This is a genomic window from Streptomyces sp. NPDC053426 (assembly GCF_055585405.1).
In genome coordinates, this window is sequence record NZ_JBVJKE010000002.1 from 117,595 (window position 1) to 131,482 (window position 13,888).

The following is a 13,888-nucleotide window of genomic DNA, read 5'->3' on the forward strand; positions in this document are numbered from 1 at the left end:
GCCTGACCGGTCGGCACACCCGCCGTCGTGGCTGACTGTCGTCGGCTAAGGTTCGTGCCACAACCGTGCCAGATGCAGGGGTCAGCCACGGTCAGCGCCGGTGTCCCGCGGTCGAGTAGCCGCCCGCTAGCTCGCTCAACAAAACAGCAGCTCAGGCCCGAGATCACCCAGCCTCTCTCCTAAAGCGGGTGTCGCAGGTTCGAATCCTGCCGGGGGCACTCCAGCTCGGACAGCGTGATCAAGCCGCTGACCTGCTGAAGTGCCGAAGACGAAGGGTCGGACTCAGTCTCTCTGAGTCCGACCCTTCGTCGTTGTCTGTCACTGGTCGCGCGTGAGTGGTGCGTGAGGCGCGATCACGTCCGAAAGCCCCTCCTCGGGCGCAGACCACCGATAGCCTCGCCGAAGATCGAGCTACCGACTGGCCAGTGACTTGGGGGAACGGTGTCGGGAAGGGTCACCCAGAGCAGAAGGATCGAACGGGCGGGGGTAAATGCTCTACGCGCGCTCCTCGAAGACCACGATCAGATCGTCCAAGAGATCGACGGCGGCAACGACTACGGGGAAGACCTGTTCGTCATGCTCACCAAGGACGGCGAGCGAACCGGTGTCGCGATCACCATCCAGGTGAAGAGCGGCAATAGGTACAAGCGGGCGCATAGTTACGCTATCCCTGTCGAGGGTCATGCGAACGACTGGAAAAACGGCCTGCTGACCGTCCTGGGCGTCGTGTTCGACGTAGCAACAAAGCAGCTGTTCTGGGCGAACCTCACGGAGTGTCTGGAGTCCTCTGAGGAGGCGCCCAGCTGGATCGCCGTGCCGCGGGAACAGGAACTGAACGAGGACACCATCCAGTCGTTCCTGGCCTTGACTCATGAGTTCGTTGAAGCTCGTTCACAACGACGCATCGAAGAGTCGTCACTGCAGGTCACTCGACTGTCAGGAACCTCCGGTGCCTCGCCCCGCTTCGTAGGCCGGAAGCGGGAGCAACAAGCGATCAGGGACATGCTGACCACCATGGGACGTCGAGTCCTGGTCTCAGGGATGGCTGGCGTCGGCAAGACGTCCTTGGTGGACCAAGTGGCCAGGCACCACGATGTGTCTGCAGTGTTCTCTGGCGGCGTGATCGTCGCAGACATGCACGGGTTCTCGGCGCATCGCACGCGCATGGCTAGTCCCGGAATCGCGTACGGACCTCTCCTGTCAGTTCTCGGCGTGCCGGGTGACGAGATCCCACGTACCGCAGAAGGCCAGGCTGCGCTCTACCATCGAACGCTCGACGCCCTCGACGCCTCTGGTAACCCGGTGTTGATGGTGTTCGACAACGTAGCCGAACTCTCTCAGGTCGCCGAGTTGCTCCCCAGGGCACGCGCCCATGGCGTGGTACTGACCTCTCGCAGCAGGTTGGGAGTGCTCGAAGGAATCGAGACGATCAACCTCGACTGTCTCAGCCCGGAGGAGTCAAACGTCCTGCTCACTCAGATCTTGGGATCTGAGGACCAGCGCCTCCACGCCCCTGACCCGATCCATGATCTGTGCACACTGTGTGGCCATCTTCCGTTGGCGCTGAGCATCTCGGCAGCAATTCTAAAAGACGACGTCGATCTCACGACCGACGAGCTACTGGCAGAACTGAGGGAAGAGAAGAGCCGACTCGATGTCCTGCACTTTGGGGACACCGCTGTACGGGCAGCCCTTCAGGTCTCGCTTGCTCGCCTTGACTGCGCCATGAGGGAACCCTTCTGCCGACTCTCCATCCATCCGGGCAGCGAGATGTCGGAACAGGCTGCCTCGGCAGTCCTCGGAGTATCTGTCCCACAGACTCGCTCGCTCCTGCGCCGGCTCAGTCAGGCCAGCCTCATCTCCCGCAGCTCCGTTGCCTCACGATGGCGGATGCACGACCTTGTGTATCTATTCGCTGCCGAGCAATGCGAAGCAACGGTCCCTGCCAGCGATCGCAAACAGGCCTTCAGTCGCCTAGCCGAGATATACTGCCAGGCTTCACTAAATGCAGACCTCACACTGCGCGGCACTCCCGAGGGGAACCCGCCACAGTTCCAGTCAATTATCGAAGCCCTGAGTTGGCTGGACCTAGAGTGCGCAAATCTGCAGGCTTCAGCACGGTTCGCTCGCGACGCCGATCTAACCGAACACGCGTATTCCATTTCGATGCACCTCATCGTCTATCTCGACCTAAGGGGGCGCATCACCGAAGGTCTTCAATCGGCGCAGATCGCCTACGAGGCGGCACGGAAAGAGCGTGACGCCGAACGGCAGGTTAGGGCTCTCAATAACATTGGAATCAACCTCACCTCCCAGGGCAAGCTGGAAGATGCCATTCGAACGCTCAGAAAGGCAGCCGCAATTGCGGAACGGATTCGCTTCTTGGATGGGCAATGCGACGCAACAGTCAGCCTCGGTACGGCAGTTCGCCAACATATCAGCCCCAGAGCAGCTATCCCGATTTTGATCGACGCCGTGAAACTCTCGAGAGAGAATCGAGACCCAAACGACATCGGAGCATCGCTAACCAACCTTGGCTCCGCATACCGCGAATCCGGCCTCTTGCACCAGGCAGCGGCAGCTCTCAGCGCATCCATTCCATACCATCGCGCCTCGGGAAACCGGAGACAGGAAGCATCTGCACATGCCGGGCTGGGGGTAGCGCTTAGCCAGCTAGGCCAGCAAGAGAAGTCCGAAGAGTGTTTCCAGAAGGCATTTACTGCTTACAGAGAAGTGCAGGACGAAGCGGGAATCCATCTCAACTACATGAACTTGGGGCATACGCAACTGAAATCCGGAAAAATCAAGGATGCGCGAGACTCCCTACATCGAGCACGCCGCTTCTTTCGACGTACCTCACATCATCATTTCGAGGCTAACTCGCTCGGCTTGCTAGGTGCCGCAGAGTGGATGTCAGGAGACATCGATCAAGCACAGATCTACTACGGGGAAGCCATTCGAATCTTTCGTGGAATCGGACTGAAAGAAAGCGAACGAGAGATGAGGGCAGCACTACGTGAAATGTTGAGTGGCCGATCCAGCTAGCTCTAAGGTCAGCTGGCATCGCCACCCAGCCTCCTCTCTGCATGTTCCCAGAGCGTGGTCGAGGGGCCACGTCAACCACGCCCTTGGTACGCCACCACTTCACCAACCAGTCCGACGACCTTGAAGGGATCGTGCACGACCGAGCCGTCTGGTCACCGATCTACGCGATCTCCGGAACGTTGGACAAGACGCTGAGCGAGATCTTCAGGCCCGACTACGGCCCACGCCGTGAAGCGGCCAAGGAGCGTCTCCTCGCCGATCTGTACGGCGGAGCCGACGAGTCGACGGCACCAGGCCAGGACACGACCGACGCACCACAAGCGCACCAGATAGAGCGGGGAACAGCGGGGAACCACGGTGAAAGCGACCGAGGGCGATGAGACCCGGCGCCGAGTGAAAGCCCAGTTCAGCACCTCTTCCAGCCAACAAATGCCCACAGCTTCCCAAGCTGAGAGCTCGCCAGTGCCTGCATGGTGCTGTGCGCAACGACCTACGCGTTATACCTCGCGAAGCTGGTGGGAAGTGCTCACGGAGATCACTTACGCGAGACAAGTCCCTTCGGTAGCATGCTCCGAACGGGGGATTTCGGCTGGTGTGGGGCGAGCAGCAACGCACGTACCACATAAGGCCCGAGAGGTCCTGCCAGATGCCGCTCCTCGGGGCACACAGACGATCGACCGCACAGGACTCACCGGGTACGGAGCGTAAAGATGGACTTCGAGGTCGCTGCTCCCGACCCCGCTGGCATGGTGGCGTCGCTCAGTTCGCTCGGCTACTCGCTTCCCGCCGCCGTCGCAGACCTCGTGGACAACAGTGTCTCAGCAGAGGCCAAGAACATCGACGTCGACTTCACCTGGGACGGACAGAGCTCCTGGATCGCTGTGACGGACGACGGCATAGGGATGACGGAACCCGAGCTGGTGACCGCCATGACGGTGGCGGCCCGCGGGCCGTCGGCCGAACGGAGTCTTACGGATCTCGGCCGGTTCGGTGTGGGGCTGAAGTCAGCCTCCTTTTCCCAATGCCGCAAACTCACCGTCGCGACGGTCAAGGGCGGGGCCTGGCACGTCCGGACTTGGGACCTCGGTGTCGTGGAGCACCACAAGGAGTGGCGGCTCCTCCGTGACCCCGGCGATACGACCACGGCTCTTCTGCGTCGGATCACGGGAAACATGCAGCACGGGACCGTTGTCCTGTGGGAGCAGCTCTCCGGCTACCACAACACCACCGTGACCAGGGACGACGAAAAGACGCAGGCCCAGTTCTATACGGAGGCGGAACGCACCGAAGCCCACCTTTCGATGGTCTTCGCCCGTTTCCTGAAGCGCCCGGCCCGGTGCCGGATCCGGGTGCGCGGCTCCGACCTCTCCCCGTGGGACCCGTTCCTGTCTACACACCCATCGGTCCAGCGGATCCCCTGGGAGCCTTTGCCGCTGGGATCGGAGTCGGTGCGCGTCGAGCCCTTCGTCCTCCCGACGTCACAGCGTCTATCGGAGGCCGAGTACGAGTCGGCTGCCGGGCAGAGGGGGTGGCTGGGGCAGCAGGGGTTCTACGTGTACCGCCGTGACCGCCTGATCCTGGCCGGTGACTGGCTGGGGATCCGCGGCCTGCGGCGCGAGGAGAAGTACAACCTCGCGCGGATCGCCGTGGACATACCTGCGGAGGCTGACGCCGCCTGGGGCGTGGACGTGCGCAAGGCGAGCGTGGTCCCCCCCGTCTCCTTGCGTCGCCACCTGGAGAGGATCGCCAAGTACACCCGCGAAGTGGCCTCCCGTTCCGCACGACAGCGTGGTCAGGTGGTCTCGCGGGCGCACGGTGACCCCCTGAAGTTCGCCTGGAACGTGAAGCGCCACGACGCCCGGATCGTTCTGCGCATCAACAGAAACCACCCCTTGGTGAAGACGGCGATGGACGGCCAGGGGGGCAATCCGGACGTCGTCCGCTCGATGATCCGCCTCCTCGAGGAGACGGTCCCGGTCACGGCACTCCGCATGCTCCACGAGACCGACACGGTCGACGACCCCGAACCCTTCGGAGGTCCAGGGCCTGCCACTCCGGAGACCGTCGACGTCGCCCGCCAGGTGTACGAAGCGCTCTTGGACCAAGGCCGCTCTCCTGAGGACGCCCGGGGAGTACTCAGCTCCATGCCCCCCTTCGACGAGCAACAAGGTTTCTGGAACTCCTGAGACACCTGGTAGTCCCCGCTCCGAACCCACCCGGCCGCTGGAGGTCGCTGTGAGCACCGCCCCTGAAGACAGTCTCGAAAAGGCCGAGCAGACCGCGGTGCTGCTCCTGCCTGGCGACCGGCAGGCAACGCCGGCCGAGGTCGACTTCGCCGTGAACACCGCGGTCAGCATTCTCGCTGCCCAGGGGATCACCGTGGAGCGGGACCAGGTACGGAAGGTACTCGAGGCCCGGGCCTCCGTGTTCCAGGCTGATTCCTCGGCGATGAAGAACGACGAGGGCCACGTGCCCTGGCTCGCCGACGCGAAGGCCGACCGAAAGTGGGACTTCTGGGACCGTTACCGGCGCTACCTCCTGAGCGTCTCCAAGCTCCCGACGCAGGTCGTGCGTCGGCTCGACCAGAGCACCGACGAAGTTCTCGGTGAACTGGAAGACCCTCAGCGGGAAGGCACTTGGCGCCGGACCGGGCTCGTGATCGGGCAGGTCCAGTCCGGCAAGACGGGGCAGTTCATCGGGCTCGCCGCGAAGGCAGCCGACGCCGGCTACCGGCTCATCGTGGTTTTCGCCGGAATCCACAACGACCTGCGCAGCCAGACCCAGCTCCGTATCGACGAGGGGCTCCTCGGGTTCGACACCCAGTACCAGTTCCGTTCGGACGACGACGCGCATCGTCATATCGGTGTTGGCGCGATGTCACATGGCAAGCGCCTGAAGGCCGCGTCGCTCACCACCAGTCACGAGAAGGGGGACTTCGCCCGGAAGACAGCGGTCTCCGCGAACGTGCCGGTGGGCAGCGTCCCGGTGGTCCTCGTGGTCAAGAAGAACCGTCGGATCATCGACAACCTTCGGGACTGGGTGATCGACAACCACGGCGTGGAGGACCCGGGTACCGGCCGGATGGTCGTTCCCGACCTTCCCTTGTTCGTGATCGATGACGAGGCCGACAACGCCGGGGTGAACACCTCCAAGGATCCCGACACCAACCCGTCAGCGATCAACAAGGCCATCAGGAAGCTGGTCAACAGCTTCACGAAGGCGTCCTACGTCGGTTACACGGCGACCCCCTTCGCGAACATCTACATCAACCCGGACACGGACCACGACGAGCTGGGCCCCGACCTCTTCCCGGAGAGTTTCATCCGCACCCTGCGGGCGCCGTCCAACTATCTCGGTCCCGAGCGTCTCTTCGGTCTGGTGACCGACGGCGACGAGGAGGACTTCGAGCCACTACCGCTCATAAGGCACATCAAGGACACAGACCTCTGGGTGCCGGACAAGCACAAGTCCTACCACCAGGTTCCCGACTTCCTGCCCGAGTCGCTGCAGCGCGCCCTCCGGTCCTTCGTCCTGACCTGCGCGGCACGCCGAGCGCGCGGGCAGGTCGCAGTGCACAACTCCATGTTGGTGCACGTGACCCGCTTCACCGCCGTGCAGCAGCAGGTCCGCGATCAGATCGACGCTCACGTGCGTCTGCTCTTCGACGTTCTCCAGGACCGGTTCAGCCATGCCCGTGAAGAACTCGAGGAAGAGCTGCGGCAGCTCTGGGAGGACGACTTCGTCCCCTGCACCGAGGACATGAGCGGGGACAGGCTCCACTGGGAGGACGTCGAATCCCATCTCCACGCTGCCCTCGCGAAGATCACCGTCATGGCCGTCAACGGTGCGGCGAAGGATGCCCTCCAGTACTACGAGCGCCGGGAGACCGGCCTGTCTGTGATCGCCGTAGGCGGCGAGAAGCTCTCCCGCGGTCTGACCCTCGAAGGGCTGTCGGTCAGCTACTACCTGCGTGCCTCGAAGACGTACGACACCCTGCTGCAGATGGGCCGCTGGTTCGGCTACCGTCCCCGCTACGAGGACCTGTGCCGGCTGTACACGACACGTACGCTGCAACGCCAGTACGCGGAGATCACTGCCGCCACTGACGAACTCCGGCGCGATGTCGAGGAGATGTCCGCGGTGGGACTCACTCCCCGCGAGTACGGTCTCAAGGTCAGGACCTCGTCGCTCGGCCTCGGCATCACGGCCTCCAACAAGATGAGGCAGGGCACGCGCGTCCGCCTCAGCTACTCAGGTGAGCTTCCCGAGACGACCATCTTCGACCTCTCCGAGAAGGTGGTTCGCAACAACCACGAGCTTCTCGGGTCGTTCGTAGCGCGCCTCGCCGCGCTCTCCGCCGGGAAGGTGGACGAGCGGAGCGGGAGCATCACCTGGAGTGGCGTCGCAGCTTCGGACGTCACCGAGGGTTTTCTCGACTCCTACCTCACCGATCGGCAGGCCCAGCGGGTGCGACCCGCCTTCATTGCGGAGTATGTACGTCAGTGCGCCAAGCAGGGTGAGCTGGGTAACTGGACAGTCCGCCTGGCCAGCCGACTGCCCGAGGGCGCGGAGGCCGAGATCGCAGGCCATTCCATCGGTCTCATCACGCGCAGCCACTCCAAGTCCTCGGACGTTGTTCCCGGCCGCTACACGATCAAGCGCGTGCTCAGCCCTGCCGACGAGCTCTGTGACCTGACCGACGAGCAGAAGGAGCGTGCGCTGAAGGCCACGAAGGAGGCTGCCAAGGGGAAACTCAACAGGAAGGGGGAACCGCTCGATCCCGACACTCCCCGCGGTCGGCCTCTGCGGCACCAGCGTCGCGCTGACCAACCGTTGCTCCTGCTGTATCCCCTAAGCCCTGCCGAGGTGGCCAAGTCGTCGGGGAACCCCGAGCCGGTCGCTCCGCTGGTCGGTTTTGCCATCAGCTTCCCGTTCTCCCGCCAGCAGTTGAAGACCGAGTACGTGGTGAACGACATCTGGTTCCAGCAGGACATGGAGTTCGACGACTTCGAGGACGAAGAGTGATCGACGAGAGTGTGTGGCAGGAGCTGGAGGCCCACCAGCAGACCCCGGGTAGGTCCACCCGGCGGCTCCACCCCGACTCCCCGCACGACATCCAGGTGTCGGTGACGCACCCCGCCCTTCGGCGGATGCTACTGCTCGGCATGGACGCCCGGACCGCCGACACCGTACGTCAGGAGATCCACGAACTGCCGGCCACCCGTGGCTTGCAGCTGAGCCTGTCGTCGGTGTCCGGCAACCACTACGAGCTCCAAGTCATGCTCACTGACGACGAACTCACGGAGGTGTTTACCCCGCTCGTCTCCGACATCGCGGAGGTGGTGCGGGTCGCACCGACAACCGTGGCGGCAGCGGAGGCCGCGGTTCGCCGCTACGTCCGGTGGCAGCAGCTGCTGCGCTCCGTGTCGCGCGAGGGACTGTCCCGACAGGCCCGGTGCGGCCTCTTTGGCGAACTGTACTTCCTCCTCGAGTACGTGCTGCCGGCTGTCGACCAGCACATAGCCGTCAGCTCTTGGACCGGACCGCGGCAGACGAACCAGGACTTCCAGCTGCCCGGCGCCGCGGTCGAGGTGAAGGCGACCACGGCGCGCTCTCCCAGGACGGTCCAGATCGCGAGCGAGCGGCAGTTGGACGCGGCCGACTCGACGCCCCTCGCACTGGCCCACGTCGTCCTCGACGATCGGCAGCGGGGGCTGGGCATGAGTCTGAACGCCTTGGTGGACGAGATACGGGCCCGTCTGACCTCACCGTCCGCCTCCCAGCGTTTCGAGAGCCTGCTGATCCAGGCCGGCTACCTGCCGAACCAGCGGGACCTCTACGATCACGATCGCTACACCCTGCGTCGCAGCGAGTTCTGGACGGTCGGGGAGGGTTTCCCCCGGATCGTCGAGGCCGAACTGCCGCCCGGGGTCGGCGACTGCACCTACACCATTGACGTGTCGGCCCTGGCCACCCACAGCGTGACCGCTGAAGCACTGGTCGACCTGATCCGAGGAACCCATGGCTGAGCACGACCTCCACGAGTACTCCCGCGCGCTGGTTACCGACATTCAGGCGCTGGCGGACGCCGAGGGCGGCTCGATCCCGAACACGTTCACCCAGCACGTACTCGAGATCCTCGATGAGGCCGGGGTCGTCACCGACGCGGCACTCGCGTACCACTCCTCTCGGGGACTGGAGATCTACGGCTACGGCCTGCCCGAGGACGGGTCCAGCCTCGACCTCTACACCACTGACTTCAACCTGACCCCGTCGAGCAGCAAGCTGACCAAGGCCGACTCCGACAGGCTCTTCCGCAGGCTGTTCGCCTTCCTGGGCAAGCACGGGACCATCCGGCCCAACCAGGAAGACAACACCGACGTGCACGACATGTGCGTCGGTGTGGAGAAAGCGTTGTCTAGCGTTCCGAAAATCCGTCTCTTCCTCCTCAGCAACCGGGTCAGTACGACGAGCGCTCCAGAGCCCACGGCGTTCGAAGGAATTCCCGTCACCTACGAACTCTGGGACCTAGCGCGGCTGCACAGGCACGAGACCTCCGGGAGCATCGGCGAGCCCATCAAGGTGACCTTCGAACGTCCCCTTCCCTGCCTGGCGGCTCACAGCGACGAGCCGAACTACTCGGTCGTCCTGGCCGTGATTCCTGGTCGACAGCTGGCAGAGTTGTACAAGGAGCACCGGACTCGTCTCCTCGAACTCAACGTCCGGTCCTTCCTGCAGACCCGCGGTGCCGTGAACAAGGGCATCCGCGACACCCTGCTAAACGCCCCGGGCAAGTTCCTCGCCTACAACAACGGCGTGACCGCCACCGCCTCGGACGTGGACTTCGAGACCGACGAGGCTGGCAGTCCCGTCGCCATCAGGAGCATGACCGGTCTTCAGATCGTCAACGGTGGCCAGACCACCGCCTCGCTGCACCACGTCCTGACCCGTGACAAGAAGGACCTGGACGGGGTCCACGTGCAGATGAAACTCACGATCGTCGATCCTGCGTACCTGTCCGAGATCGTTCCGAGGATCTCCCAGTACTCCAACACCCAGAACAAGGTGACGTTGGTCGACTTCAGTTCCAACCACGAGTTCCACGTCGCCTTCGAGCGTGTCTCCCGCAGCCTGTGGGCTCCTGCTACCGACGGCAGTGGTCAGGAGACGCGATGGTTCTACGAGCGGGCACGGGGCCAGTACACGGACAAGTCTGCCGAGTACGAGACCCGCGCCGCCCAGCGCAAGTTCAAGCTGATCACGCCGACGCGGCAGAGATTCAGCAAGTCGGACCTTGCCACCTTCGTGCACTCCTGGGAACAGCTCCCCTACTGGGTGAGCCGCGGCGCCCAGAAGAACTTCGCCCACTTCATGGAGCGGGTCGAGAAGTCCGATCCCGTCGTGGACGTGCAGTACTGCAAGCGCGCCATCGCCACCGCCCTCCTCTTCCATGCTGCCGACCGGATTGCCCGTACACACTCGGCTGGCAGTCACAAACGACTGATCACGACCTATACGGTTGCCCGTCTCTCACTTGCCGCCGAGAAGCGGATCGACCTCGACAGGATCTGGAACGAGCAGGGCACAACGGAAGCCCTGAGGGACGCCCTCGACGAACTCTGCCCCCTGATCATGGAGACGGTGATCTCTGGCGACCGGCACGTGTCGGAGTGGGCGAAGAAGCCGGACTGCTGGGACGAGGTGTCCCGCATCCCGTGGACGCTCCCCGACGCGCTTGCCGCTGAGCTCACGGCCGAGCCCTTCGAGATCGCCTCCCCCGAGAGCACCGACTCCGACGAGGCCGAAGCCGCCGTCGAGGACATCCCTAGCGAGGAGTGGCAGGCTCTTGCGGACTGGGCCCGCGAAGGCCGGGTCCTGCGTTCCGTGGACAGGCAGCTCGCCGACCGCGTTGCGCAGCGTCTGTCCCAGGGGCGACGGGTGATCGGGGCCCAGGCCAGGCAGGCGATGGAGGTCTACGAAGAGGCCCTGCGGCATGGGTTCCACCCCGTGCCCGTCGGCCTCGACAACGAGATGGCGTGAGCACGGCAGTCCTGAACAGCTGGAGCTGTCGCTACAGGGTTCCCTCGCCCAACAGGTCGTTGATCGCGTCTTCTGCGCGCCTCAGCACGATGCGACCGTCCCCGTCACTGAACGCGAGCAGCTTGGTACCTGGGCTGATGCCTGCTTCGGCGAGGATCCCGAGCGGGAGCTCCACACTGCTTGTCTCGTCGACGTTGATTTCTGCGGGTTCTCGGATCATCCAGCTCAGTCTGCCACCCGGACCACGCTAATGGCCGCCCAAGGTGGAAGCATGGCTGCTTCGTACTGCCCCGGTACTCCGTCGCGGTCTTCGTCGACGGCTGTTTCTGGCACGGCTGCCCCTCCCACGGCACGCGGCACTTCCGCGGGCCCAACGCGTCACGCTGGGAGGGCAAGATCACGGCCAATATGGAGAGAGACGCCAGGAACACCGAAGCCGCAGGAGAGGCCGGATGAACCGTGATACGCATCTGGGAGTGTGAGGTCAGGGCGGACGCCGGGCGGGCCGCCCAGCGCATCGCCGACGCTGCGCGCCGCAACGTCCCTGTTCTCCCTGAAGCGCCCTGTCAGCCTGCGGTTAGCGCAACGTCCAGGGTGGCTGCGGCTCCCTCGTCCTCCTGCGGACGGGTCGGGCAGTAGTCGCTCAGCGGGCAGCTTCCACAGACGGGCTGCTTGTCCCGGCACAGGTTCTCGCCTATGAACCTGATGGCGGCCATGCGCACAGGTGCATCACGGCCGGCGCCGAGAAGCTTGATGAGGTTGAGCCGCCCCTCAGTCAGTCGGTTGGTCAGGTGCGACTGGTTCTGCTGCACTCTCGCAGCCACCCGCAACGCACTCTGGCTGACCAGCATGATGTCCCCGCCGGCCAGAAGCCTGAACAACGCGAGCTCAGCTGGCTTCAGCCCCATAACCGTGCTGTGATCAAGAACCGAGTCCGCGTTCACCCAGACCTCGGGCTTGTCGACAACGGGACCGAGTCGGTCTTCCAAACGCTTGCGGGCTGCTGCTGTCGACGCTGCGTTCAGGAGTGCGAGGTAGACGTCCTGGGTCAGTTCCTTGTGGCCGGCGACGTCCTCCATCACGGAAGCGAGTTGCCTCTGGTGCAGCTTGCTTCCCGAGAGCACCGCCATGACGAGAGCCCCGAGCGGCTTCATCTTCCGGCCACCGGGGAACTGGTACCACTGCTTACCCGCGCGCTGTTCCTTGGCCCAGCGGGTCAGCTCCTCGCGTACCTTCGGCCACTTGTCCGCGGTCTCGTCCCCCGCAGGAGCATCCTGCGGCAGGAGAACCCGGGCTGCGGCTTCGCCCAGGAGCGGGGGAACTGCGTTGCCAATCTGCCGGAAGGCGTCGCTCCGAGTACCTGCGAACCGGAAGCGGTCCGGAAAAGTCTGAATCCTCGCAGCCTCACGAACGGTCAGCGTACGCGGCTCTTCAGGATGAATGTACCAGTAACCGTCCTTGGCGATGTGCGCAGTGATGGTGCGGCTCAACTCGTTCCAGTCGAGCTTCTTGTACTTGTCTGTGAACTGCTCTGCGTCGTACCTTTGGAAGTCCTTTTCGTCCTCTGCCAGCTTCTCATCAAGCTCGGAGTAGAGGGTTTTGGAGTCCATGACGGTGAAAATCCTGAAGTCGTCGAGACGGACCCGCCTCGTCATGTGGTCATGGATTACACCTTTATCCGCCCTTTTGCGCATCTCCTTGGCGAACGGAGAAGGTGCCGGTTCCTGATTCTCGTCATAGTCGAGAAGACGGGCGCCTACCGGTTCCAAAGGCTCCGGATTGAGTGGGGGAAGGTCGCCGATGGCATCGTGAAGGGTGGTCTGTTTCTTCGGCTTAGCCCAGGGGAACCCGCCGCCGTCTCTCCGCGCGAGCAGGATCAGGCGCTTCCTGTGCTGCGGCACGCGATAGTTCCACGCATCGACGAGACGCACCTGGGTCACGTACCCCAGGCTTTCCAGCTTTGCCTCGATGATGCGGATCACGCTGAAGTCGTCACCGAGTCCCATGTCAGGGACGTTCTCCATGAGGACGGCACGCGGAAGGAGCCGCTCCACGACGTCGACATAGGCGCGCCACAGTTCCTTACGGAGATCGTGCGGATCACGGTTGTGGTACTCGACCAAGTGGCGGATCTTGCTACGTCCGGCACGACTGAACGGCTGGCACGGAGGACCTCCCGCCACGATGTCGATCTCGGCGCCGGAGTCAAGGATTTGCTGGACGAACTCGCTTCGCTTTCCGTCGTCTCCGAGGTCGACACAGAGACTCATTCCCGGGAAGTTCGCTGCATGAGTTTCCCGAGCCCGCTCGTCGAAGTCCACGGCCGCAGCGGTGGTCCACCCGGCTCGCTCAAGGCCGAGGCTCAGGCCACCGGCGCCCGAGAAGAGGTCAACGGCCAGACGCTTATCTTTTCCGTAGCCGGTCTGGACCCAATTCTTGAAGTCTGTCGGCTCACAGTAGTGTTTGTGCTTATCTGGCTTGAAGTAGTCGCTCCGCTCCAGGGGCACGCCATACGTGTTTTTCGCCCCCTTCTCCTTCGTCACGACCTACTCCTCCGTACCTGTCGACCTGAACGACCTCCAGGAGATCACGCACGACGCTACGGAGGCAAGACTTCCGGCCGGTTCCGTCCGCCGCGAAGCCTCGACTGTCACGCGGGTGAGCTGCCTGGCGAACACTGCAGTTCACTCAACGTACCCAGGTGGTAACTTGAAGCAACGTTCTCCTCGTGAACCACCCTATGTTAGAGGACACCCCCTGGGCCGCTCCTCGCGACCGCCCCTTTCCGGGGTGACACATCCAC

Annotated in this window: 8 protein-coding genes; 6 read left to right on the forward strand and 2 right to left on the reverse strand. The window is 63.7% G+C overall.

Annotated features, from left to right (window positions below):
- Positions 1 to 441: 441 nt before the first annotated feature.
- From ACZ62B_RS04360 to ACZ62B_RS04380, 5 genes are all read left to right on the forward strand, one after another.
- The gene (locus ACZ62B_RS04360; RefSeq protein WP_469689262.1) at positions 442 to 3,045 is read left to right on the forward strand and encodes a tetratricopeptide repeat protein; all 2,604 of its coding nucleotides are present in this window, start codon (positions 442 to 444) and stop codon (positions 3,043 to 3,045) included.
- 710 nt (positions 3,046 to 3,755) lie between these two features.
- A complete protein-coding gene (locus ACZ62B_RS04365; protein ID WP_469689263.1) occupies positions 3,756 to 5,231 on the forward strand; it encodes an ATP-binding protein in 1,476 nt (491 codons plus the stop codon).
- 49 nt (positions 5,232 to 5,280) lie between these two features.
- Entirely contained in the window at positions 5,281 to 8,070 is a 2,790-nt protein-coding gene (locus tag ACZ62B_RS04370; protein ID WP_469689264.1) for a Z1 domain-containing protein, read from the forward strand.
- Positions 8,067 to 9,074, forward strand: a complete 1,008-nt coding sequence (locus ACZ62B_RS04375; protein WP_469689265.1) for a PD-(D/E)XK motif protein — start codon at positions 8,067 to 8,069, stop codon at positions 9,072 to 9,074. The genes ACZ62B_RS04370 and ACZ62B_RS04375 overlap by 4 nt, the downstream gene beginning before the upstream one ends.
- Positions 9,067 to 11,085 carry an AIPR family protein gene (locus ACZ62B_RS04380; protein WP_469689266.1) on the forward strand — a complete coding sequence of 673 codons (2,019 nt, stop codon included), beginning with the start codon at positions 9,067 to 9,069 and terminating at the stop codon, positions 11,083 to 11,085. The genes ACZ62B_RS04375 and ACZ62B_RS04380 overlap by 8 nt, the downstream gene beginning before the upstream one ends.
- Before the next feature lie 31 nt (positions 11,086 to 11,116).
- Here the strand turns inward: ACZ62B_RS04380 and ACZ62B_RS04385 are convergent, their stop codons facing one another.
- Positions 11,117 to 11,305, reverse strand: coding sequence for a hypothetical protein (locus tag ACZ62B_RS04385; protein WP_266399161.1), 189 nt, complete (start codon positions 11,303 to 11,305; stop codon positions 11,117 to 11,119).
- Here ACZ62B_RS04385 and ACZ62B_RS04390 point away from each other — a divergent pair.
- Positions 11,287 to 11,541 (forward strand): hypothetical protein, encoded by a 255-nt coding sequence (locus ACZ62B_RS04390; RefSeq protein WP_469689384.1) that lies wholly within the window; start codon positions 11,287 to 11,289, stop codon positions 11,539 to 11,541. The genes ACZ62B_RS04385 and ACZ62B_RS04390 overlap by 19 nt on opposite strands.
- Positions 11,542 to 11,651: 110 nt before the next feature.
- On the opposite strand, the gene ACZ62B_RS04395 is transcribed toward ACZ62B_RS04390, so the two are convergent.
- Positions 11,652 to 13,628: a DNA cytosine methyltransferase gene (locus tag ACZ62B_RS04395; protein ID WP_469689267.1), complete on the reverse strand. Its 1,977-nt coding sequence runs from the start codon at positions 13,626 to 13,628 to the stop codon at positions 11,652 to 11,654.
- Positions 13,629 to 13,888: the final 260 nt, after the last annotated feature.

Bases quoted from the DNA above. Each gene is read 5' to 3' on its own strand.
- ACZ62B_RS04365 (WP_469689263.1), top strand. From the start codon at position 3,756: ATGGACTTCGAGGTCGCTGCTCCCGACCCCGCTGGCATGGTGGCGTCG.
- ACZ62B_RS04385 (WP_266399161.1), bottom strand. From the start codon at position 11,305: ATGATCCGAGAACCCGCAGAAATCAACGTCGACGAGACAAGCAGTGTG.
- ACZ62B_RS04380 (WP_469689266.1), top strand. From the start codon at position 9,067: ATGGCTGAGCACGACCTCCACGAGTACTCCCGCGCGCTGGTTACCGAC.